This is a genomic window from Ideonella sp., from assembly GCF_044358605.1.
In the GTDB taxonomy this organism is placed as follows: domain Bacteria; phylum Pseudomonadota; class Gammaproteobacteria; order Burkholderiales; family Burkholderiaceae_C; genus Ideonella.
In genome coordinates this window covers 18,556-41,522 of the sequence record NZ_JBIKNQ010000051.1, presented here as the reverse complement: position 1 = coordinate 41,522, position 22,967 = coordinate 18,556, and the positions used below count along the sequence as shown (strand labels likewise).

The 22,967-nt window shown below is 62.8% G+C and carries 19 protein-coding genes; 10 read left to right on the top strand and 9 right to left on the bottom strand.

Features of this window, described 5'->3' with window-relative positions:
- Window positions 1-111 precede the first annotated feature (111 nt).
- Window positions 112-2,349 (top strand): DEAD/DEAH box helicase family protein, encoded by a 2,238-nt coding sequence (locus ACIQ3Q_RS16765; protein ID WP_396270330.1) that lies wholly within the window; start codon window positions 112-114, stop codon window positions 2,347-2,349.
- 29 nt (window positions 2,350-2,378) lie between these two features.
- Window positions 2,379-3,296, top strand: a complete 918-nt coding sequence (locus ACIQ3Q_RS16760) for a restriction endonuclease (protein ID WP_396270329.1) — start codon at window positions 2,379-2,381, stop codon at window positions 3,294-3,296.
- Window positions 3,297-3,383: 87 nt separating this feature from the next.
- Here the strand turns inward: ACIQ3Q_RS16760 and ACIQ3Q_RS16755 are convergent, their stop codons facing one another.
- Entirely contained in the window at window positions 3,384-4,172 is a 789-nt protein-coding gene (locus ACIQ3Q_RS16755; protein ID WP_396270328.1) for a sulfite exporter TauE/SafE family protein, read from the bottom strand.
- A 191-nt stretch (window positions 4,173-4,363) separates the two neighbouring features.
- Between ACIQ3Q_RS16755 and ACIQ3Q_RS16750 the strand changes: the two genes are divergently transcribed.
- On the top strand, window positions 4,364-4,900 hold the full coding sequence (locus tag ACIQ3Q_RS16750; protein WP_396270327.1) for a DUF924 family protein: 537 nt from the start codon (window positions 4,364-4,366) through the stop codon (window positions 4,898-4,900).
- A gap of 20 nt (window positions 4,901-4,920) precedes the next feature.
- On the opposite strand, the gene xdhC is transcribed toward ACIQ3Q_RS16750, so the two are convergent.
- From xdhC to xdhA, 3 genes are read right to left on the bottom strand one after another with little or no spacing between them, the layout of a single operon-like run.
- A complete protein-coding gene (gene xdhC, locus ACIQ3Q_RS16745; protein WP_396270326.1) occupies window positions 4,921-5,733 on the bottom strand; it encodes a xanthine dehydrogenase accessory protein XdhC in 813 nt (270 codons plus the stop codon).
- Entirely contained in the window at window positions 5,730-8,072 is a 2,343-nt protein-coding gene (xdhB, locus tag ACIQ3Q_RS16740; protein ID WP_396270325.1) for a xanthine dehydrogenase molybdopterin binding subunit, read from the bottom strand. Before xdhB ends, xdhC begins: the two co-directional genes overlap by 4 nt.
- Window positions 8,069-9,631, bottom strand: coding sequence for a xanthine dehydrogenase small subunit (gene xdhA / locus ACIQ3Q_RS16735; RefSeq protein ID WP_396270324.1), 1,563 nt, complete (start codon window positions 9,629-9,631; stop codon window positions 8,069-8,071). The genes xdhB and xdhA overlap by 4 nt, the downstream gene beginning before the upstream one ends.
- A gap of 121 nt (window positions 9,632-9,752) precedes the next feature.
- Here xdhA and ACIQ3Q_RS16730 point away from each other — a divergent pair, with 121 nt between their 5' ends.
- From ACIQ3Q_RS16730 to ACIQ3Q_RS16705, 6 genes are read left to right on the top strand one after another with little or no spacing between them, the layout of a single operon-like run.
- Window positions 9,753-10,724: a LysR family transcriptional regulator gene (locus ACIQ3Q_RS16730; RefSeq protein WP_396270323.1), complete on the top strand. Its 972-nt coding sequence runs from the start codon at window positions 9,753-9,755 to the stop codon at window positions 10,722-10,724.
- Entirely contained in the window at window positions 10,721-12,052 is a 1,332-nt protein-coding gene (gene guaD / locus ACIQ3Q_RS16725) for a guanine deaminase (RefSeq protein WP_396270322.1), read from the top strand. The genes ACIQ3Q_RS16730 and guaD overlap by 4 nt, the downstream gene beginning before the upstream one ends.
- A gap of 36 nt (window positions 12,053-12,088) precedes the next feature.
- The gene (locus ACIQ3Q_RS16720) at window positions 12,089-13,666 is read left to right on the top strand and encodes an ABC transporter ATP-binding protein (RefSeq protein ID WP_396270321.1); all 1,578 of its coding nucleotides are present in this window, start codon (window positions 12,089-12,091) and stop codon (window positions 13,664-13,666) included.
- Window positions 13,653-14,726, top strand: a complete 1,074-nt coding sequence (locus tag ACIQ3Q_RS16715) for an ABC transporter permease (RefSeq protein WP_396270320.1) — start codon at window positions 13,653-13,655, stop codon at window positions 14,724-14,726. Before ACIQ3Q_RS16720 ends, ACIQ3Q_RS16715 begins: the two co-directional genes overlap by 14 nt.
- Window positions 14,723-15,643, top strand: coding sequence for an ABC transporter permease (locus ACIQ3Q_RS16710; protein WP_396270319.1), 921 nt, complete (start codon window positions 14,723-14,725; stop codon window positions 15,641-15,643). The genes ACIQ3Q_RS16715 and ACIQ3Q_RS16710 overlap by 4 nt, the downstream gene beginning before the upstream one ends.
- Before the next feature lie 37 nt (window positions 15,644-15,680).
- On the top strand, window positions 15,681-16,859 hold the full coding sequence (locus ACIQ3Q_RS16705) for a BMP family ABC transporter substrate-binding protein (protein ID WP_396270318.1): 1,179 nt from the start codon (window positions 15,681-15,683) through the stop codon (window positions 16,857-16,859).
- A 95-nt stretch (window positions 16,860-16,954) separates the two neighbouring features.
- On the opposite strand, the gene ACIQ3Q_RS16700 is transcribed toward ACIQ3Q_RS16705, so the two are convergent.
- The gene (locus tag ACIQ3Q_RS16700) at window positions 16,955-18,073 is read right to left on the bottom strand and encodes a TIGR03118 family protein (RefSeq protein ID WP_396270317.1); all 1,119 of its coding nucleotides are present in this window, start codon (window positions 18,071-18,073) and stop codon (window positions 16,955-16,957) included.
- 168 nt (window positions 18,074-18,241) lie between these two features.
- On the opposite strand from ACIQ3Q_RS16700, the gene ACIQ3Q_RS16695 reads away from it, so the two are divergent.
- Entirely contained in the window at window positions 18,242-19,264 is a 1,023-nt protein-coding gene (locus ACIQ3Q_RS16695) for an adenosine deaminase (protein ID WP_396270316.1), read from the top strand.
- Window positions 19,265-19,294: 30 nt separating this feature from the next.
- Here ACIQ3Q_RS16695 and ACIQ3Q_RS16690 read toward each other — a convergent pair whose 3' ends face one another.
- The 4 genes from ACIQ3Q_RS16690 to ACIQ3Q_RS16675 form a co-directional block, all read right to left on the bottom strand.
- The gene (locus ACIQ3Q_RS16690; RefSeq protein ID WP_396270315.1) at window positions 19,295-19,921 is read right to left on the bottom strand and encodes a hypothetical protein; all 627 of its coding nucleotides are present in this window, start codon (window positions 19,919-19,921) and stop codon (window positions 19,295-19,297) included.
- Window positions 19,922-20,275: 354 nt separating this feature from the next.
- A protein-coding gene (locus ACIQ3Q_RS16685) for an IS3 family transposase (protein ID WP_396270314.1) occupies window positions 20,276-21,522 on the bottom strand; the annotation gives its coding sequence in 2 pieces (ribosomal slippage) (window positions 20,276-21,177 and window positions 21,177-21,522; 1,248 coding nt in all).
- Window positions 21,523-21,538: 16 nt separating this feature from the next.
- Window positions 21,539-21,712 carry a hypothetical protein gene (locus tag ACIQ3Q_RS16680; protein ID WP_396270313.1) on the bottom strand — a complete coding sequence of 58 codons (174 nt, stop codon included), beginning with the start codon at window positions 21,710-21,712 and terminating at the stop codon, window positions 21,539-21,541.
- A 183-nt stretch (window positions 21,713-21,895) separates the two neighbouring features.
- Entirely contained in the window at window positions 21,896-22,936 is a 1,041-nt protein-coding gene (locus tag ACIQ3Q_RS16675; RefSeq protein ID WP_396270312.1) for a hypothetical protein, read from the bottom strand.
- Window positions 22,937-22,967 lie beyond the last annotated feature (31 nt).

The following is a 22,967-nucleotide window of genomic DNA, read 5'->3' as shown; positions in this document are numbered from 1 at the left end:
GTTGATCGACATGGTGGCGGCTCCTTGAAAGAACACCGCCAGCTTCTCAGGCTACAGGCTCACCAGATGAGCCTTGCTGAGCTTCATGCCTAATCAGGTGACGTTAAGACTGTGCTCGCTGAATTGCGGACAGGCAAGCAGTTCAGCGGCACGCACCACGAAACGTTTGGCATGCGCGCAGAGCAGGCTGACGCCGTCGGCAAGACACTCAATTACTACCGGTCGATCTGGACTGAAGATCCGCAGGCCGCTCCGCGCTTCCTGTGGAACGCCAAGATGCGTTTTGGTAAGACCTTCACCACCTACCAACTGGCAAAGAAGCTCCTGGCCAAGCGGGTATTGGTGCTGACATTTAAGCCTGCGGTTGAGGACGCTTGGAAGACGGATTTGCAAAATCATGTTGATTTCGATGGATGGCAATATCTGTCACGATCCTCAGGCAGCGACCCCACGCAGATCGAAAAGCACAAGCCAGTGGTCTATTTCGGCTCGTTTCAAGACCTGCTCGGACGCGATGCTGCAGGCAATATCAAGCCGCGCAATGAGTGGTTGCACACGGTGAATTGGGATTTGGTGGTCTTTGACGAATACCACTTTGGAGCTTGGCGCGACACGGCCAAGGAGCTGTTCGAAGGAGAAGAGGATGTAGTTGCCAATAAGGAGTCCAAATATGCTAATGACTTAGACGCCATCAATGAAGAGTTGACAGTCTTGGCAGGCAAGGAAGCCGAGTTCCTCCCCATCACCACGCGGGCCTATCTCTACCTTTCTGGAACGCCGTTCAAGGCTTTGGCGATGGGGGAGTTCATTGAGGAGCAAATCTTCAACTGGACCTATACCGACGAGCAGCGAGCTAAGGCCGAGTACTCAATCGAGCATCCGGGCCAACGCAACCCTTATGCCGCCTTGCCGCAAATGCGACTGCTGACCTACGAGATGCCCGAAGAGTTGCTGACCGTTGCCAGCGGTGGCGAGTTCGATGAGTTCGATCTCAATGCCTTTTTTGAGGCCACAGGGTCAGGTGCAGGCGCTGAGTTCAAGCATAAGAGCGATGTGCAGAAATGGCTGGACATCATTCGCGGCGGGCACATCGATCACGCTAGAAAACATCTGAAAGTGGGCAGCCGGCCCCCACTTCCGTATTCGGATGTCCGCCTGCTGCCTTTTTTGCAGCACTCGTTTTGGTATATGCCCAATGTGGCTTCGTGCCATGCCATGGCGAACTTGTTGGCGGAAAAGCACAACACGTTTTGGCATGCGTACAAGGTGGTTGTGGCGGCAGGTGCGTCCGCAGGCATTGGGTTAGAGGCTTTGCTGCCCGCTCGCCGTGCTATCGGCAACGGTTTTGACGGGCAGACCATTACTCTGTCCTGCGGCAAGCTCACCACGGGTGTCACGGTGGCACAGTGGTCTTCCATTTTGATGCTGCGAAACCTCAAGTCACCAGAGACCTACTTTCAGGCCGCGTTTCGCGTGCAGTCGCCGTGGTCCATCAAGAACCCGAATGGTGACAACCCCAACGAAGAAGAGGTTCTCAAGCCCATCTGTTATGTTTTTGACTTTGCGCCGACGCGAGCGCTCAGGCAACTCTGTGAGTACGGCATGAGCTTGTCGCCAAACCAGGCCAATCCCGAAGCTGCTGTCAAAGATTTAGTGGCATTTTTGCCCGTGCTGGCTTATGACGGCGCGAACATGACACAGATTGACGCGGGCGCCATATTGGATTTGGCGATGTCTGGTACGTCGGCGACGCTTTTGGCCCGAAAGTGGGAGAGCGCGCTGTTGGTCAACGTGGACAACGGCACCCTGAAACGCCTTCTTGACAATCCCGAGGCTATGAAGGCTTTGGAGCGCATTGAGGGCTGGCGCACGCTGGGCGATAACGTGATCGAGACCATTATCAACAAGAGCGAAAAGGTCAAAGATCTCAAGAATAAGGCCAAGGACAAGAAGCTGTCAGCCAAAGAGCAGAAGCAGCTCTCAGAAGCGGAGAAGGAGTACAAGTCCAAGCGCAAGCTGATTCAGGAAAAGCTGATCAAGTTCGCGACACGCATCCCAGCGTTCATGTATCTGACAGACTTCCGTGAGAACACGCTGCAAGACGTCATCACCAAGCTGGAGTCAGGGCTTTTTTTGACGGTCACTGGATTGACGGTGCAGGACTTTCATCTCTTGGTGAAACTCAAAGTCTTTAACACCGAGCACATGAACCAAGCGGTGTTCGCCTTTAGGCGCTACGAAGATGCATCCCTGAGATATACAGGCATTGATAGTCACCCCGGGCTGAGACATGTAGGCCTCTATGACACCGTCGTGGCGAAAGAAGCTGATCCTGTGCCGTATGCTTGATTGAGTGCCGCAAATCGGAGGAGACATAGATGGCCGAAGTCACCCGCCGCCGCACTGGCGAATTCCTGCGCGAGCTGTTCAGCATTTTGATGGCCGCACCTGATGGGCTGCGCGCCAGCGATGCTTTGCGGGTGCTGGCCGGTCGCTTCACCTTGTCGCCCTACGAGGCCGAGAATTACGAATCCGGCTCCCGGCGCTTTGAAAAGATCGTTCGCTTTGCCACGGTGGACTGTGTCAAGGCGGGCTGGTTGCTCAAAGACAAAGGCGTGTGGTCCATCACCGACGAGGGACGAGCCGCACATGCTGAGCTGCCCGACCCCGAAGCCTTTTACAAGCGTGCGTGCAAGCTATACGCCGAGTGGAAGGCTGCACAGCCAGACGCCGAGGGCGGCGCAGCAGCGGCGGCCTCGGCCGCCAGCACGGTGGCTGAAGAAGTGGACAACAACGCCAAGTCCGTCAGCGTGACTTTTGAAGAAGCAGAAGAGCAAGCCTGGGCCGAGATTTCTCAATACCTGCGCTCGATGAACCCCTATGACTTTCAAGACTTGGTGGCCGACTTGCTGCGGGCCATGTCGTTTCATGTGACATGGGTATCGCCACCGGGCAAAGACGGTGGCCTAGACATCCTGGCTTGGCCGGACGCTTTGGGCACCCGGCCGCCCCGCATCAAGGTGCAGGTCAAGCGCCAGCAGCAAGCCGTCAGTGTCGACGGCCTGCGCTCGTTCATGGCCTTGCTGGGTGACGGCGATGTGGGCTTGTTTGTCTGCACCGGTGGCTTTACCAAAGATGCCGAAGCCGAGGCGCGCACCCAAGAGAAGCGCCGTGTCACCCTCATCGGCCTAGAAAAGCTGTTCGACCTGTGGGATGAACATTACGACAAGCTCACAGACCGGGCACGGCGCCGCCTGCCGTTGAGGTCGATCAGGTTCTTCGCGCCGGAAGGATAGGCAATTTCTGAACACTGTGGCGCTAAGGCAGCGCTGGTGACTTGGAAAGCGCACACGAATCCGTTCGATCAAGGTCAAACGACTCGTTCACATCATCAACATCTTCACCGCCACCGCGCCCAGCACGATGGCGATCGCATAGCGGATCAGCGCCAGAGGGGCGCGGGTGCTGATGACGGCGCCGATCAGCACGCCGGGGATGGAGCCCACCAGCAGGCTGAGCAGCAGCGCGTAGTCCACATTGCCCATGGTCAGGTGGCCGAGGCCCGCGATCATGGCCAGTGGGATGGCATGGGCCAGGTCGGTGCCCACCAGCTTGGAGGGGGTCAGGCGCAAGGGGTAGAGGTAGACCAGCATCACCGTACCCAGAGCACCGGCGCCGATGGAGGTCAAGGTCACCAACACGCCCAACACCACGCCGCCCAAGACGGTGAGCACGGGCTGTACGTGCTTGAACTGGTCGGAGTTTGTGACGCGGATCTTGCGGCCTAGGCCCTGCAACTGGTCTTTGAACAGAATGCCCAAGGCCGTGACGATGAGCATCACGCCCACCATGTCGATGATCAAGCCGCTTTTGACGCGGTTGGCGCCCGAGAAGCTCATCCAAGCGAGTGTCAGGGCCGCTGCGGGTAAGCTGCCCCAGGCCAAGCGCTTGACCACCTGCCAGTCCACCGTGCCGTGGTTGTGGTGCACGCCCACGCCAAACATTTTGGTGATGGAGGCATACAGCAGGTCGGTGCCCACGGCCGTTTGCGGCGAGACACCAAACACCAGCACCAGGATGGGCGTCATCAAGGCGCCGCCACCCACGCCCGTGACCCCGACCACCAGGCCCACCAGCAAGCCCGCGAGGGAGTTCATCCAATCCAGTGCCACGTTCAGATCCCTCATTTCAGCCCAGCAGGGGCTGACCAGGGCGCATTCTGTCTGCCGCTGTGGTGGCCCAGCCGACATTCGGCCCACCAAGTGCCTGGATCCCCCACGCTTGAGGGGCTCTTTCAAGGGTGTGTGGTGTGATTCAGCGCACCAAAGAGGTGAAATGCAGGGTCCAGCGTTTCAGGAAGCCTATGCACACCGCCGTCCTCTCGTTTTGGTTTGAAGAGATAGAAGAGCGTCTTTGGTTCGCCACCGACAGCGCGTTTGATGCGCTGATCCGTCAGCGCTTTGAGGGCGTGATGAAGCAAGCTGCAGCGGGCGAGTTGTGGGCTTGGCGGGCCACAGCACCAGGGCGGCTGGCCGAGGTCATCGTGCTGGATCAGTTCTCGCGCAATGTCTATCGCCAAACCCCGCAGGCTTTTGCCCAAGACCCCATGGCGCTGGCGCTGGCGCAAGAGGCGGTGGCCGCCGGGGCGCTGCAGGCGCTGGGGGAGCGCCAGCGCAACTTCTTGCTGCTGCCCTATATGCACAGTGAATCAGCCGCCATTCATGCAGTGGCTGAGCCCTTGTTCAAGGCGCATGCATCGGCGTCTAACCATGATTTTGAGCTGCGCCACAAAGCCATCGTCGATCGCTTTGGGCGCTATCCGCACCGCAACCACATTTTGGGCCGCACCTCCACACCCGAGGAAGAGGTCTTCTTGACCCAGCCGGGCTCGGGCTTCTGACGCCGAGCCGCCTGCGAGCCTTAGTAAGGGTGGCTGTGCAGCAGCATCTGCGCCACCACAGCGGCCGCGATCACCCCCGGCTCTTTGCCGCTGATACCGGCCAAGCCGATGGGGCACACCATCTGGGCCAGCGCCGCTGGGGGGTGGCCCCGCTCGGCCAGCCGGTGCTCAAAGCGCGCACGCTTGGTGGCCGAGCCGATCAGGCCCAGCCAGCCGGCGTCGCCACGCTGCAGAACGGCATGGGTTAACGCCAAATCTAAGGCATGGCTGTGGGTCAGGATGAGGTGAAAGTCGCCCGGCTGTGCGTCGGCCACTTCATCCTCTAGAGGCTGAGCGGCCACGGTGTGGATGTGGGCGGGTAGTGTGGCGGCCGGAAACTCATCGTCGCGCTCGTCCAGCCAGCGCACGGTGCAGGGCAGGGTGGTGCAAGCCTGCGCAATGGCCCGGCCCACATGGCCGGCACCATAGAGCTGCAGCCTGAAGCGTGGCGGCGGGGCGGCCCATGCCGCCAGGCTCTGGGCGCTGAGGGGCTCAAAGTGCAGGCTCAGCGCACCGCCGCAGCATTGGCCCAGGGTGGGGCCAAGGCTGACACGCCACTCGTCCGGGGCCGTGTGGCCCTGGGCCAAGGCGGCGCGGGCGCGGGCAATGGCCTCCCATTCCAGGTGGCCGCCGCCAATGGTGCCCGCCACGGCGTCGGCGCTCACCAGCATGGTCACTCCTTCCTCGCGTGGCACCGAGCCGCGCGTGGCGCCCACCCGCACCAGCATGGCGGGCAGGCCGCTAGCCAGCCAGGCCTGGGCGGTGGCAGCTGTCAGCTCCGGCGCTGCAATCACGGGGTTTGCACCGCCTGGATGGCGCGCAGCAAGGCCTCGGGCGTGGCCGGGGCTGAGAGCGGCGGCTGGCAGCTTGGCGCGCCACAGGCGGCCACCGCATCGCGCAGCGCCAAGAACACGCTGAAGGCCAAGAGCAGCGGCGGCTCGCCCACCGCCTTGCTGCGGTGGATGGTGTCCTCCACATTGCGGTTGGCAAACAAGCGGGTGTGCAGGGCCTCAGGCACATCATTGGCCGTGGGGATTTTGTAGGTCGAGGGGGCGTGGGTCAGCAGCTTGCCGCTCTGTGGGTGCCACACCAACTCTTCGGTGGTCAGCCAGCCCATGCCCTGCACAAATGCACCCTCAATCTGCCCGATGTCCAAGGCCGGGTTCAGCGACTGACCCACGTCATGCAGCAGGTCGGCGCGCAGCAGCTTCCATTCGCCCGTCAGGGTATCTAGCAGCACTTCGCTCACCGCCGCGCCATAGGCAAAGTAGTAGAAGGGTCGGCCATTCAGGGTTTGGCGGTCCCAGTGCAGGCCGGGCGTGGCATAGAAGCCATCGGCCCACAGTTGCACACGCGCCAAATAGGCCTGGGCCACCGCGTCTTTGAAGCTGAGGCGCTGGCCCGCCGGGCCGTGCAGCTCGCCTTGGCTAAAGCCAATATCAGTGGCCGCGCAGCCCCAAGTCACGGCCACCATCGCGGCCAGGCGATCGCGGATCTTGCGGGCCGCGTCTTGGGCGGCCTTGCCGTTCAAGTCCGCGCCGGTGGAGGCCGCCGTGGCCGAGGTGTTGGCCACCTTGCTGGTGTCCGTGGCGGTGATGCGCACCTGGGCCATCTCCAGCCCCAGCTCATGCGCCACCACCTGCGCCACCTTGGTGTGCAGGCCTTGGCCCATTTCGCAGCCGCCGTGGTTCACCAGCACCGTGCCGTCGGTGTAGACATGCACCAGCGCACCGGCCTGGTTGAAGTGGTTGACGTTAAAGGAGATGCCGAACTTCACCGGCGTCAAAGCCAAGCCTTTTTTGAGCACCGGGCTCTCGGCGTTGAAGCGGGCGATGTCGGCCCGGCGCTGCGCATAGTGGGCTTGCTCAACCAGCTCGGCGGCCAAGGCGGGCATGACGTTGTCGACCACCGTCTGGCCATAAGGCGTGTTGTTGCGCTCGGTGTGGCCATACCAATTAGCTTGGCGCACGGCCAAGGGGTCAAGCTGCAGATGGCGCGCAATGTGGTCGATGACGACTTCGGTGATCAGCGCCCCCTGCGGCCCCCCAAAGCCTCGGAAGGCGGTGTTGCTTTGGGTGTGCGTGCGGGGCAGGGCGCCCAGCAGCGAGACCTCGGGCAGCCAGTAGGCGTTGTCGATGTGGCAGAGCGCGCGCGTCATCACCGGCGGCGAGAGATCAGCCGAATGCCCGGCATGGCCCAGCAGGGTCACGTCCAGCGCCTTGATGCGCCCGGCCTCATCAAAGCCCACAGCCCAATCAAACTCAAAGCCGTGGCGTCGGCCGGTGATGAGCATGTCGTCATCGCGGTCTGGCCGCAGCTTGACCGGGCGATTCAGCTTGGCTGCCGCCAAGCCCGCCACGCAGGCGAACAAGGCCGACTGCGACTCTTTGCCGCCAAAGCCACCGCCCATGCGGCGGCATTCCACCTGCACGCGGTGCTGGGGCCAGTGCAGGGCATGGGCCACCAAGGCCTGCATCTCGCTGGGGTGCTGGGTGGAGCACCAAATCTTCAGCCCGCCATCGTCTTGCGGTGCGGCATAAGAGATCTGCCCCTCCAGATAAAACTGCTCTTGCCCGCCCAGGCTGAACTGGCCGCTCAAGCGATGCGGCGCTTGCGCCATGGCGTTGGGCACGCCGGCGCCTGAGGCACTGCGCTTGAGCTGCATGGGCGGCACGACGTGCTCACCGGCGGCATGGGCGGCACGCAAAGAGAACTGTGCGGGCAAGGCCTCATGCTGGATCACCCGGGCGGCCTGTGCCGCTGCGCGGCGTGCGGCCTCTCGCGTGGTGGCGACGACTGCAAACACTGGCTGGCCCAGATAGCGCAAGCTGCCCTCGGCCAAGATCGGGTCGTCATGCACGATGGGGCCGCAGTCGTTGGGGCCGGGAATGTCTTGGGCGGTGAACACGGCCACCACGCCGGGCAAGGCCTTGAGCGCGGCGACATCAATGCCCAAGAGGCGGCCATGGGCCACGGGTGACAGGCCCAGCGCCGCATGCAAAGTACCTTGTAGCTCGGGCAGGTCGTCCACATAAGCGGCGCGGCCGGTGACATGCAGCGTGGCGGATTCGTGGGCCAGTGACTGGCCGACAGGCCCAGGGGTGGCGGTGGGCATCGCGGCGGGTGTGCTCATGGCTGGGCCTCCGTGCTGATGCGCCAGGCCGAGGCCGGCAAGGGCTTGAGCGGCCGGGTGGCCAGCCACAGCCGCCGAAGCAGCGCGGCCGTGCCTTGCTGGCGGTAGTGGCTGCTGGCGCGCAGGTCGCTCAAGGGGCTGAAGTCTTGGGCCAAAGCCGCCTGGGCGGCTTGCAGCGTGGCTTCGGTCCAGGCTTGGCCTTGCAGGGCAGCTTCGGCGTGGGCGGCGCGTTTGACGATGCCCGCCATGCCGCCAAAGGCCAAACGTACCTCCGCAATGCGGGCGGCTTCGCCTTGGCCCTCCAGCCGCAGCGCAAAGCCCGCGCTCACCGCGCTGATGTCGCAGTCCCAGCGTTTAGAGAGCTTGTGCGCTTGCACCTGCCAGCCTGGCTGGCCGGGCGGGGCGCTGGCGCGGGTGTCCAGTGGCACGCTCACGGCGGTGATGAACTCGCCGCGCTGTAACTGGTTCTTCATGTAGTCGAGATAGAAGTCTTGCAGCAACAGCGTGCGGTGCTCATCCCCGCGCCGCAAATGCAGGCTGGCGCCCAGGGCGATCAGCACCGGCGCCGCATCGCCAATGGGTGAGCCATTGGCCAAGTTGCCCACCAAGGTGCCGGCATGCCGCACGGGTGGGCCTGCAAAGCGCTGGCCCATCTCTGAAAGCAGGGGCCAGTGGCGGGCAAGGGCCTTCCAGGCGTCTTCCAGGGGCACGCCCGCGCCGATGAGCAGGCTGTCGGGGTGCTCCTGCACCTGCCGCAGGCTGGCCACATCGCCCAGCCAGATCATGCCGGGCAGGGTGCGCATCTGCTTGGTCACCCACAGGCCCACATCGGTGGCTCCGGCCACCAGGCGGGCGTCGGGGTGGGCCAGGCGCAGCGCGGCCAAGCCCTCTTCGGTGCGTGGCGCCCAGAAGGGGGTGTCGGCATGGGGCCAGTGCAAGGGGTCATCGTTGCGCAGGCTTTGCAGTTGCTCGCGCAAGCCCTGCAGCGGCAGTGCGGGTGCACTGCCGGGCGGCAACATGTGAATGCCAGCGTCCACGATGGGCCGGTAGCCGGTGCAGCGGCAGAGGTTACCTGCCAGGGCATCGCCCACCTCCGCACGGCTGGGCGTGGTGCCTGCGCGGGCGTGGTGCTCATGAAAGGCGGCCAGCGTCATGACAAAGCCCGGCGTGCAAAAGCCGCACTGGCTGCCGTGGCAGCGGGCCAGGGCGTCTTGGGCGGGGTGCAGTGGGCCGTCAGGCGCGCCCAGGTCTTCGACGGTCAGCAAAGCCTTGCCGTCTAAGGTGGGCAAGAAACGGATGCAGGCATTGACGGTGCGTAGCGCCAGGCCGTCGGCCTGCACGGCGGCAGAGTGGGCAGGGGAGTTGTCTTCCGTCAGCTCGGCCACGATGACGGTGCACGCACCGCAATCGCCTTCGGCGCAACCTTCTTTGGTGCCGCAGGCGTGCTGGTCTTCGCGCAGCCACTGCAAGACGGTCTGTTGCGGGTTTCCTCGGGGGATCTCGACCACCTGGCCTCGGAAGACGAATCGCAAGGGGCGCTCAGTGCCGTGTTCTGCCATGGTGGTCGAGGAGAAGAGGGGGTGAGAAAGGCCAAGCGCTGATGCGCCAAGCCCACACGGTAAACCCAGTCGGGGTGATTGTGTATATGGTTTACATCATGATTGGAATACGATTGAACATATGACGCAACAGCCGGATTTGGCGAACATCGACCTTCATCTTGTGAGGGTCTTGCATACCGTGATCAGTGAACGCAGCGTCTCGCGTGCCGCTTTGCGCCTGGGCAGCACCCAGCCGCAGGTCAGCGCCCAGCTCAAGCGCTTGCGCGGGCTGACGGGCGACGCGCTCTTGGTGCGTTCAGGCACGGGTTTGGTGCCCACCGATGCCGCGCTGGACTTGCTGGCCCCCGCCGAGCGCCTGTTGCAAGAAGCGGCCCAGCTCTTTGGCGCCCAGCGCAAAGCGGCGGCCTTTGAGCCCGCACGTGCGCAGCTCACCTTCAAAGTCGCGGCGGCAGACTATCTGGACCCTTGGTTTTTGCCCGGCGTGGTGGCGCGCTTGCAGCGCGAAGCGCCGGGCGTGACGCTGGAGATGCACCCGTTGTCGGCCGACTCCAACTACCAACGCAAGCTGGCCCTGGGCGAGGTGGATCTGGTCATCGGCAACTGGCTCTCGCCCCCGGGCGAGTTGCACCTGGGCAAGTTGCTGAGTGACGAGGTCGTCTGTTTGGTGGCAGCCGATCACCCGGCGGTGAAGAACCCCCGCGCTTGGGACACCGAGCGCTATCTGGCCAGCGACCACATCGCCCCCACGCCGCTGCACCCCGGCGCTTTAGGCGTGATTGACGAGTTCTTGGCCGAGCAAGGCATGGCGCGGCGCATCACGGTACGCACCGCGCACTTCAGCTTGGCCCCCATGATGGTGGCCCGCAGCCATTTGGTGCTGACCACCGGGCGGCTGTTTTGCCAGCGTCACATCCATACCCTGCCGGTGCGGGTGGTGCGCTGCCCAGTGGCCTGCCCGCCGCTGGCCTATTACCAACTTTGGCATGAGCGCAACCACCACTCGCCCGCCCAGCGCTGGCTGCGCGAGCAGGTGCGCGAGGTGACGCGCGAACTGCAGGCCCTGGGTGGCGCCACTCGGGTAGTTACATGAACAAGCACTCTTCTACACGCTTGGCCCTGCGCGGCGACCTGATCGACTTCACCGCCCCGCCCGCCCTGGAAGACCCACACTCGGCGGGCGTGCGGGTGCGGCCTGACCATTGGCTGCTGATCGAAGACCAGCGCATCGTGGCGGTGCAAGCCGAGGCGCCGGGGCCAGAGTGGCCGCAAGAAGACCATCGTGGTCGTTGGATCTTGCCGGGCTTCATCGACACCCATGTGCACAGCGCGCAGATCGATGTGATCGGCGCCTGGGGCACGCAGTTGCTGGATTGGCTGAACACCCACACCTTCCCCGCCGAGGCGCGCATGGCCGACGAGGCCCATGCGCAAGCGCTGTCGGCGCTGTTTTTGGACAGCCTGTTTTCGCACGGCACAACCTCGGCCATGGTCTTCCCCACGGTGCACAAGCATTCGGTAGACGCACTGTTTGCCGCCGCCCAGGCGCGGCAGATGCGGCTGATCACTGGCAAAGTGCTGATGGACCGCCATGCGCCAGATTTTTTGCGCGACGACGTGGCCCAGGCTGAGCGCGACTGCACCGAGCTGATCACCCGCTGGCACGGCCAGGGCCGCTTGGCCTATGCCGTGACCCCGCGTTTTGCGCCGACCTCCACCGACGCGCAACTGGCCATGGCCGGCGCCTTGATGGCCGCACACCCCGGCCTCTATATGCAAACCCATGTGGCCGAAAACCGCGACGAAGTGCGCTGGGTGGCCGAGCTGTTCCCAGAGGCGCGCAGCTACCTGGATGTCTATCAGCGCTTTGGCCTGCTCGGCCCCGGCGCGATGCTGGCCCACGGCATTTGGCTGGACGATGAAGACCGCGCCCTGCTGCGCAGCAGCGGCGCCGCGCTGGCGTTTTGCCCCTCGTCCAACCTGTTCTTGGGCAGTGGCTTGTTTGACTGGGCGGCGGCGCAAGCCGCAGGCACGGCCGTCAGCATGGCGTCCGACGTGGGTGGGGGCACCAGCCTGTCCCTGCTGCGCACCTTGGCCGACGGCTACAAGGTGCAGGCCATGGCGGGGCGGCATGTCTCGGCTTGGGCCTTGTTGCACGCCGCTACCTTGGGCGCCGCCACGGCTTTGGGCCTGGCGCACGAAATCGGTGCCTTAGAGCCCGGCCTGATGGCCGATGTGGTGGTCTGGGACAAGGCGATCACGCCCCTGGAGGCCCGCCGCCAAGCCGTGGCACAGGATGTGCATGACGCTGTGTTTGCCTGGATGACCCAGGGCGATGACCGCCATGTGGTGGAAACCTGGGTGGCTGGGGGATTGCGCTATCGGCGCCCGTCGCTGGCCGAGCCACAATTGAGAGCTTGACCAGCCACTCCAAAGAATGTTGTTGAGGATGCCTGCATGACCGCTCCCCCGAAGTCCAACGCGCCGCTGAGGCTGGAGCTGCGCGGCATCACCAAGCAGTACCCGGCGGTGCGGGCCAATGACGCGGTCAGCCTGCGCGTGGCCCCCGGTCAGATCCATGCCGTGCTGGGCGAAAACGGCGCGGGCAAGTCGACGATGATGAAAATCATCTACGGCGCCGTCAAACCCGACCAAGGCCAGATCCTCTGGAACGGCCAAGCCGTGCAAGTGGCCAGCCCAGCAGCGGCGCGGCAGCTGGGCATCAGCATGGTCTACCAGCATTTTTCGCTGTTCGACACCCTGACGGCGGCCGAGAACGTGTGGCTGGGCCTGGACAAAGCCATGCCCCTGCCCGAGGTGGTGGCCCGTATCCGCGAGGTCTCTGAAGGCTATGGCCTGCCGGTGGACCCGCTGCGGCCGGTGCACACCCTGAGCGTGGGCGAGCGCCAGCGCGTGGAGATCGTGCGCTCGCTGCTGACCAAGCCGCAATTGCTGATCCTTGACGAGCCCACCTCGGTGCTGACGCCCCAAGCCGTGGAAAAGCTTTTTGTGACCCTGCGCCAGTTGAGCGCCGAGGGCTGCAGCATCCTCTACATCAGCCACAAGCTGGATGAAATTCGCGCCCTGTGCCACCACTGCACGGTGCTGCGCGGTGGCAAGGTCACCGGCGAGGTCGACCCCACGCAAGAGAGCAACGCCAGCCTCTCGCGCCTGATGATTGGCGCCGAGCCGCCCACCTTACACCGCCAGGGCAGTGCGGCGGGGGCGGCGGTGCTGGAGGTCCAAAACCTGTCGCTGGACCAGCAAGACCCGTTTGGCGTGACGCTCAAGGGCATCAACCTGCAAGTGCGCGCCGGCGAGATCGTGGGCGTGGCGGGGGTGTCGGGCAACGGCCAGCAAGAGCTGATGGCCGCACTCTCGGGCGAAGACCCGCGTGCCCAAGCCGGCAGCGTGCAATTGTTTGGCAGCGACATTGCCCGCGCCTCGCCGCGCAAGCGCCGCGCCCTGGGCCTGCACTTTGTGCCCGAAGAGCGCTTGGGCCGCGGTGCGGTGCCCACGCTGTCGCTGGCGCAAAACACCTTGCTGACCCGCACGGCGGCGGTCAAAGCCGGGGGCTGGCTGAACTTGGCGCAGACGCGGCAATTGGCAGCGGACTTGATCGCCCGCTACAACGTTAAGGCGGGCGGGCCGGATGCGGCGGCGCGCTCGCTGTCAGGCGGCAATCTGCAAAAGTTTTTGGTCGGCCGCGAGATCGACGCCAACCCCAAACTGCTGATCGTCTCGCAACCTACGTGGGGCGTGGACGTGGGGGCGGCGGCGCAAATCCGTGGCGCCTTGTTGGCCCTGCGCGATGCGGGCTGCGCCCTGCTCATCGTCAGCGAGGAGTTGGACGAGTTGTTTGAGATTTCGGACCGCATGGTGGTGATGGCCCAGGGCCGCATCAGCCCTTCACTGCCCACAGCCGAGGCCACGATTGAGCGCATTGGCGCTTGGATGTCTGGTTTGTGGGACGCGCCCTCAGCCACGGCGGCCGCAGCCGCTGCAAGCAAGGAGGGCGCTCATGTCGCTCATTAAGCTCGAAGTGCGGCCGCAGCCCTCGCGGGCCTTTGCTTTGGCCTCGCCGCTGATCGCCCTGGCCATCACCGTGGTCATCGGCGTCATCATGTTTTGGCTCCTGGGCAAAGACCCGGTCAAGGGCTTGCAGGTGTTCTTCTATGAGCCCATCAAGAACGCCTATGCCTGGTCGGAGCTGAGTGTCAAAGCCACGCCGCTGATCCTCATTGCGCTGGGCTTGGCGGTGTGCTTCCGGTCCAATGTTTGGAACATCGGCGCCGAGGGGCAGTTTGTGGTGGGCGCGCTGGCGGCAGGCTGGGTGGCCATGCAGGCGGGGCCCGACACCGGCCGCTGGATCGTGGTGGCGGTGCTGGTGGCGGGCATGCTGGGCGGCATGGTCTGGAGCGGCATCGTGGCCCTGCTGCGCGACCGCTTCAACGCCAATGAGATTTTGGTCAGCCTGATGCTGGTCTATGTGGCCGTCATGCTCTTGTCTTGGCTGGTCTATGGGCCCTGGAAGGACCCGAATGGCTATAACTTCCCGCAGACCATCACCTTTGAGGCGGTCACCAAGATTCCGCGTCTGTTTGACGGCCTGCGGGCCAATGCGGGCAGCCTGATCGCGCTGGTGGCCATGGGGCTGTTGTGGGTCTTCATGTTCCGCACCTATCGGGGCTTTGCCATGCAGGTCGGGGGCTTGGCCCCGGCGGCGGCGCGCTATGCAGGGTTTTCCTCGCGCACCTCGCTCTGGACGGCGCTGCTGATCTCGGGTGCGATGGCCGGCTTGGCTGGGGGCTTGGAGGCCGCCGGGCCGCTGGGCCAGTTGACGCCTTATGTGCCAGCAGGCTATGGCTTTGCCGCCATCATCGTGGCCTTTGTGGGGCGGCTGCACCCGGTGGGCATTGTGTTCTCGGCCTTGCTGATGAGCATGTTCTACATCGGGGGCGAGCTGGCGCAATCGCGCTTGGGGCTGCCCAAGGCCTTGACGGGGGTGTTCCAGGGGCTGCTGCTGTTCTCGCTGCTGGCCTGCGACACCTTGATCCACTACCGCATTCGCTGGGGCCGGGAGCAGAGCGCATGAACGAAATTTCATTGCTGATCGCCGCCACGCTGAGTGCTGGCACGGTCTTGGCCATCGCGGGCTTAGGCCTGCTCATCAATGAGCGCGCTGGCATCGTCAACCTCGGTGCCGAGGGCATGATGCTGGTGGCCGCGATTGCCGGGTTTGCCGTGGCGGTGCGTACCGGCTCTGACAGCTTGGCCTTCATGGCCGGCATGGGGGCGGGCGCGGTGTTGGCGCTGGTCTTTGGGTGGCTGGTGATCTGGCTGAATACCAACCAATACGCCACCGGTCTGGCCTTGAGCCTGTTTGGTGTCGGGTTTTCTGCGTTTGTGGGCGCGCCCTTCACGCAAGAAAAGCTGGGCGACCGGTTCAAGTTTGAGATTCCTTGGCTGGCGGATATCCCGGTGCTCGGCCCGGCGCTGTTCAAGCAGCACCCCATGGTCTATGCGGCCATGCTGCTGGCGCTGGGCTTGGCCTGGTTTCTCTACCGCACCCGTGCGGGGCTGGTGCTGCGGGCGGTAGGCGAGTCGCCCGAGTCGGCCCATGCGCTGGGCTACCCGGTGCGGCGTATTCGCTTGTTGGCCGTGGTAGTGGGCGGCGCGCTGTGCGGCTTGGCCGGCGCTTATCTGTCAGTGATCTACACCCCGCTGTGGGTCGAGGGCATGGTGTCTGGTCGTGGCTGGATTGCCCTGGCGCTCACCACCTTTGCCACCTGGCGGCCCGCGCGCATCTTGCTGGGGGCGTATTTGTTCGGGGGCGTCACCATGCTGCAATTCCATCTGCAAAGCGAGGGCGTGGACATCCCCAGCCAGTTCCTGACCATGCTGCCTTATCTGGCCACCATCGTGGTGTTGGTGCTGATCTCGCGCAACCCCACTTGGATCAAGATGAACATGCCCGCTTCTTTGGGCAAGCCTTTCACACCCGGCGGATAATGTGCGCCGCAACCACCCCCCCTCTTGAGGAGACCCCATGACACTTCGCTCCAAGCGTACCTTGTTGAAGCTCGCTGGCTTCTCGACCCTGGCTGCCACGGCAGCGCTGGTCGGTTGCGGCAAGCCCGCTGAAGCCCCCAAGGCCGCAGCACCTGCGTCTGCCCCGGCCGCCTCGGCACCTGCGTCGGCCGCCGCCAAGGCTGAGCCGCTGAAGATCGCTTTTGCCTATGTCGGCCCGGTGGGCGACGGCGGCTGGACCTTCGCCCACGACAACGGCCGCAAGGCCATCGAAAAGGAATTTGGCGACAAGGTCGTCACCACCTTCGTCGAAAAGGTGCCTGAAGCCGCTGACGCTGAGCGCGTGTTCCGTGACCTGGTTGGCCAAGGCAATAAGCTGATCTTCGGCACGACCTTCGGCTACATGGAGCCCATGCTCAAGGTGGCCCCCGACGCCAAGGATGTCAAGTTTGAACATGCCACCGGCTACAAGACCGCCGAAAACATGCGCACTTACGACAGCCGCACCTATGAAGGCGCGTACATGGCGGGCGTGATCGCAGGTTCCATGACCAAGTCCAACACCTTGGGCGTGGTCGGCTCTATTCCAATTCCTGAAGTCATCCGCAACATCAACAGCTTCACCATGGGCGCGCAGAGCGTGAACCCCAAGATCAAGACCAAGGTGGTCTGGGTCAATGAGTGGTTCAACCCGCCCAAAGAAACCGAAGCTGCGACTGCCCTGATCAACGGTGGCGCCGACGTGCTGATGCAGAACACCGACTCGCCCGCCGTGCTGAAGACGGCGCAAGAAAGAGGCAAGCGTGCTTTTGGTTGGGACAGCGACATGACCGCCTACGGCCCCAAGGCGCACCTGGGCTCGGCCGTCATCAACTGGGGTCCGTACTACATCAAGTCCACGCGTGAGGCCCTGGAAGGCACCTGGAAGGGTGGCGAGTCCGTGTGGTGGGGCGTCAAGGAAGGTGCCATCGACATGGTCGGTGTGGCTGAAGACGTGCCTGCAGACATCAAGGACAAGGTCGAGAAGATCAAGGCCGGTTTGAAGGATGGCAGCTTCCATATCTGGAAAGGCCCCATCGTCGACAACACCGGCAAGGAACAGATCGCCAAGGACACCGTCGCTGACGACAAGTTCCTGGGTGGTGTGAAGTTCTACGTCAAGGGTGTTGAAGGCAAGGTGCCTGGCGAGGGCAAGTAAGCCCTTCTCATGCGGCGGAGGGGCCCTGCGCGCCTCCCCGCTCCAACACAAAGGCCGCCTCTTGAGGCGGCCTTTGTCCTTCTGGGCGCTGGTGCTTACTTGGCTTCAATGCGCCCATAGGCGCCGCCCGTGCCGCCACCGGTGCTGGAGGCATAGAACAGCTGGTTAATGGCCTGGTTTTGCACGCCGTTGCCAAAGGCAAAGCCCCACAGCCCTTCAATGCGCAGCAGGCTGCCATCGGCCTTGCCCAGGCTGCCGCGGTAGCTGCCGGTGCTGGGGTCATAGGCGTGGATCACGCCGTCCGCCACGCTGCCCACCAAGAGTGAGCCGCTGAGCGTGCCGAAGTTGGCGGGGGCCATGGCCAGGCCCCAGGGCGAGTTCAACTGCGCCCCTGCCGACACCAGGTGTTTGATCAGCCGACCCTCAGTGTCGAACACACTGACTTGGCCGTTACCTGCTTCATTCAAAGGCTTCAAGCCGCTGGCATCGGGCCGCGCGTAAGCCACATAGAGCTTGCCGCCGATCTGCTGGATGTTGAAGGGCTTGTAAGCCGAGGGACGAAGGGTGTCGCTGAAGCTGGCCGACAGCGTGACAGGGGCAAACTTGGCATCAAAGGCATCGATGCGGCCGTTCTTGAAATCGGCCGCATACAGGCGCCCAGCGCCCGCGGCGTCCGTGGCCACGGCCAAGCCCAGATAGGCACTGCCCTTGCTGCTGTTGTTAATGCTTAATATGGCGTTAGTTCGGTTGACGGTAGGCGCCCAGGCCGAGATCGTGCCGTCTTCTGTGGCGAAGATAAAGCGCGAGGCTGCGGTGACCGTGCCATTGCTGACGCTGAAGTCGGTGGCCGACCCGCTGAACACAATGCCCGTGGGCTTGGACTTCGCCGCGCTGCCCGACGGCACGGCCACCACCAAGGCATTGGGCGTGCCATTGCCGTCATACAAGGTCGAGGTGGCGGTACCCGCGTTGTTCACCCACACCAGCCCGGTGGGGTTGAAGGTCACACCGCGCACATCCACCAGATTGGCGTCTGTTTTGGCGGTGGCTGTGGTGTTGGAGACCAAGGGGGTCGCCAGGTAATTGCCCACGGGGGTTGTCGGGGCATCATCTGCGCCTCCGCAGCCCGCCAGGGCGGCGGCAGACAGGGCAGACAGCACAAGCCAATCACGGCGCGATGGCGCCAAAAGGCGCACAGGGTTGAAGCGAGACATCGAGAGCTCCTCAAGGGGGTGAAGGCAGAAAGACCTGCCACGCTGCGTGTGTGCCGCTGGACGCCACTCTGGTTGCAAGCACCCTCGCCGAAACCGTGTCAGCAGTGCCATCACCCGGCGATACTTAGGCCTATCTCACACGCCACGCCTGTGCGTCTTGGAGCCCCTATGCCGACTGTTTCGCCCGCCTTGCTCTGTGCCCTGCCCAAGGCTGAGCTGCACATCCACATTGAAGGCTCACTAGAGCCCGAGTTGATCTTTGCCTTGGCCCAGCGCAATGGTGTGACGCTGCCCTATGCGAGTGTGGAGGCCTTGCGCGCGGCCTACGCCTTCACCGACCTGCAGAGCTTCTTGGACATCTATTACGCAGGTGCCAGCGTGCTGCTCAAAGAGCAAGACTTCTTCGACATGGCCATGGCCTACTTCGAGCGAGCTGCAGCCGACAACGTGGTGCATGCCGAGCTGTTCTTTGACCCGCAGACCCACACCGAGCGCGGCGTGCCCATGGGCGTGGTCATCCAAGGCTTGAGCAGTGCGCGGCAAGAGGCACAGCAACGCTGGGGAATCAGCAGTGCGCTGATCCTGTGCTTCTTGCGCCACCTCAGCCAAGCCTCGGCCTTTGACACCCTAGAGGCGGCCCTGCCATGGCGCGAGCATTTCATCGGCGTGGGCCTGGACAGCTCTGAAATGGGCCACCCGCCAGAGAAGTTTGCCGAGGTCTTTGCCCGCTGCCGCGAACTGGGCCTGCACATCGTGGCCCATGCCGGCGAGGAGGGGCCACCCGCCTACATTTGGAGCGCGCTCGATGTGTTGAAGGTGGAGCGCATCGACCACGGCGTGCGCGCCATTGAAGACGCGGCCTTGATGCAGCGCTTAGCGGCTGAGCGCATGCCGCTCACGGTGTGTCCGCTCTCCAACGTCAAGCTCTGCGTCTATGAGCACATGAGCCAGCATCAACTGCCCGCACTGCTGGATGCAGGCTTGGTCTGCACCATCAACTCCGACGACCCCGCCTACTTCGGCGGATACATGAACGCCAACTGGCTCGCCACCTTCGAAGCCTTGCCCCAGCTCGGCTTGGCCCACGCCCGCACGCTGGCGCTCAATAGCTTTGAGGCGAGCTTTGTGGATGAGGGGACGAAGGCGGGGTGGCGGCGCAAGCTGGATGAGGCTCTTGCTGCCGTTGGGTGACAACATGCTGGCCCGCACGCTGTGACAGGCTCAGGGCAGAGGGCGCAAAAGGTAAGCGACAAACTTGCCGTCAGCGACTCTCCTGGCCCCAGCGCCTGCGATCAGTCCTTGGTCATTGATGGCATAGGCCGGTCCGACCGGCCACCAGATCGCTTTTTGATCTGCTGTCAGCAGGTTTCTAAGATCAGTTGCCGCGCCATCCTTAAACAAAATGCCGTGAGCCCATGCAGCATTCTCACCGCCAACCACGAGATTCGAACTGTTGATGGCAGTTGCGTATGTTCTAAATCCGTAGGCTGAACCCAGGTTCTGGGCAGTATCCGGAGATGTCCACGATGCTGCGCGTTGCGACGCATACGTGTTGGTCGGCTCAAGATTGGAGTGGCCCACCACCACATTCAACTTGTTGATGGCCGCTGCATACGTGCTTGCCCCGTCACTCAAGGGCGTCAGCCAGGAGATCTGGCCCTTCTGATACACGAATGCTCGCGTGGGCACCGCCCCTGAGTTGTCTATGCCCACAGCAACCCCTCTTGAGTTGATGCCTGTGAGAGTGGTATTGATCAATCCAGTCAGTATTCCTACATTGACGCCCTGATCGATGCGGTTGAAGATGTAGGCATCTTTGCGTACCGAAGACACGGACAATCCGGCCATACGCCCGTTGTTGGACGCATTCACATAGTTGTCAGTGCCGACAGGGACCTGCAGAGCGCGGAATTTCCCCCTTGTCGTGAGCTCGATAATTCTGACGTCGCCACCCTCTTTGGGCCAATAGGTCAGCGTGACATTTCCCTTGGGGTCGATGGCAGCCCTAGAACAGTAACTCGCATCGCTGGGGAGAGGCAGCAGGCTGTAGGTGCCGTTGACGTACTTGAAACAGGCTTGAGGAGCGCTGCCACCGTATCTGGTCCCAACAACTGTGCCATTCTCTGAAATGCTGCTGGGCCATACATTGCTGCCATCCGGTGATCTTGCCCCCGCGATACCGGACCCAGTCCAGTCGCTAAGTTAGCCCTGGTGGGCGGGTTGATTCTGCCGCCTTCGGAATTCTCTGGGCGACATCATCTTCAAACTTGAATGGGGATGAATGTTGTTGAAGTGCTCAAATGCCCCTGGCAATTGAGCTAGCACTGTGGGTGCGTCACGCAGGTCCATTCGGCTCATGTAGTCGCGCTTGAAGGTGTTGACGAAGCTCTCTGCCATGCCGTTGCTCTGTGGGCTGCACACTGGTGTGTTGATTGGCTTGAGGCCCAGCGACCTAGCAACGCCTCGTGTTTCGTGCGCGATGTAGGCGCTGCCGTTGTCCGTGAGGAATTCCAGCTCAAGCGCCTGAGGCAATGCGTCCACAGCGCCGAAGCGGCGCTCCACTGCCTCGATGAGCATGTCGCGTACGGGCCCTCCTGGCAAGCCCTTGCCCTCCCAAGCTCGCCATGCCAGGATCTCCCTGTCGCAGCAGTCCTTTGCGAAGGTGGCAGTGACGGTCTGGCCTGAGTCGCACTTGATCTCGAAGCCGTCGGAACACCAGCGCCTGTTGCTCGTTGAGACGCTGACCTTGCCATCGTGGACGCGACTGGCCTGCCGCCGTTTGGGTGCCTTGGGCAGTAGCAAGTGTTCCTGCGCCATGACTCGGTAGATGCGCTTGTGGTTCACAGGTGCTTGGCCTTGCGCGCGCCTCTCTCGATTCAGCAGCGCACCAGCCCTGCGATAGCCATAGCTGGGTAGGTCTGCAACATGACGTCGCAGATCATTGACCAGCTCCTCATCAAGGGCAGGATGGTGGCTACTGCGACCGTCCTTCCAATCGCTGGGTCGGTGATGTCGCACATGCAGATTCGAGCGCGCCACACCCATAGCTGCGCAGACCGACTTCATTGGTCGTCCCCGGGCAACAAGGGTGAGCGCGCAATCCACTTTTTTGCCGCAGCAATCTCCACGGCTTCCTTGAGGATCTCGTTCTCCAAAGTCTTCTTGCCAAGCACGCGCTGCAGCTTGGCAATTTCGGCCCTAGCGGCAGCCAGCTCAGAAGCGGGAACCACCGCCTCTCCCGCGCCAACCGCCACCAGCGCACCTTCACGCTCCAGTCTGCGCCAAGTGAACAACAGACTGGCCGAAACACCCTCTTGGCGCGCAACGAGCGAAACACTCATGCCTGGCTCATAGGTCTTGCGAACCAAAGCCGCCTTCTCAGCAGCCGACCACCGCCGCCTGCGTTGATCTCGCGTGATGACCTCTATGGTCTCTGTATGCCTAGTCATGTGCACAGTCCTTTGCCTATACGAAAGATAAGCGATAGACCGTGTCCGGTGGTTCAGGGGGCCATCTCACATTGCTGCCATCCGGGTCGATGATGGCCTCAATTGAGTACTCGGTGGCAAACGCCGAGGCACCTATCGTCGATAGGGCTGCAACCGCCAATGTGCGGTAGGGAAAAGCTGATGTGCTCATGGGGACTCTCCTCGTTTAGAAGTCAGTGTTGTAGATGTGTCTGCAGTCTTCTGCGGAATGGTTTGCCATTGCTGTCCCACATGCCGCATTCGAAGGATTTTCTGGGCCACTTCAAACTGCGTCGATGTGCTCACGCTAGACGCGAGGTGGGATGAGGTGCTCGCCAGCCTGACTTGAGCGAGCTTATGGCGAGGGGCGCATCAGATACGCCGCGCCATTGACACCGTTGTATCGGGAGTTCGCCCCGACGATCATGCCGTTGTCACTGATGGCAACGGCTCGGCCAAGCAATCCGTCCCATAGCACTTTCTTGTCTGCAGGGATCAAGTTAACCAAGTTGCTCATTACGCCATTGCTAACGCGCATGCCAGCAGCGCCCAGTCCGTATCGACCTACAACCACGCCGGTTGAATTGATGGCTTCGCCATGGGTAAACAAGTCAAACAATGTTCCCAAGTTGACCGGTCCGGACTTGCCTTTCCAAGTCACAGCGCGATAACTCATGAAGTCGTCCGCAACGCTTTCTGAGGAGCCCACGGCTGTCCAGCCAGCGTTGATGCCCGCTACGTATGTAGAGCCACCTTCTGACAACGCGCCCAACCAAACTACTTTTCCATCTTTGTAGCGAAATGCCTGAGTGCGGCGGCTGCCTGCAGTTTCCGCGTAACCTACGGCCCAGCCCTTAGCGTTCAGGCCAGTCAGCCAACTGCGCGTTTTTCCCGTAAGCGCTCCGACGTTCACTCCGCCACCCTTCCGGTTGAAGAGGTAAGCCTGCGGTTCCCCCGCTTCCGAAAGGGAGCTGCCAGCCATCCTTCCGCCTTTGCTTGCTACTACTCTGTTGCCGTCGACAGTCAGTCCGTTCAAGCTTAGAAACTGACCATTGGTGGTGAGTTCGACGACACGTGTCGTGTTTGGGTTCTCCGTCGGTACGACAGTCATGGAGATGTTGCCCAGGAGGTCGGTGACCGCTCTCTCGCAACGCAGCGTGTTTGGCGGCAGAGGTAAAGTGGTAAGTACACCGTCCAAATACTTGAAGCAAGTGATAGTCGTGCCGTAGACCTCACCAGCTACCAAACCATTGGTTGCAATGCTGCTCGGTGCTACAACTCCGCCAGTTGGGCTGAGAATCGGTTCGACTTCATACTCTGCGGCCTTTGCTGATGCACTCACCACCAGCAAAGCAGCCAAAGCAAGGGCTTGCCGGGACGACAGGGATTTGGACATGGGAACTCTCCTCGTTCAGAAATCAGTGTTG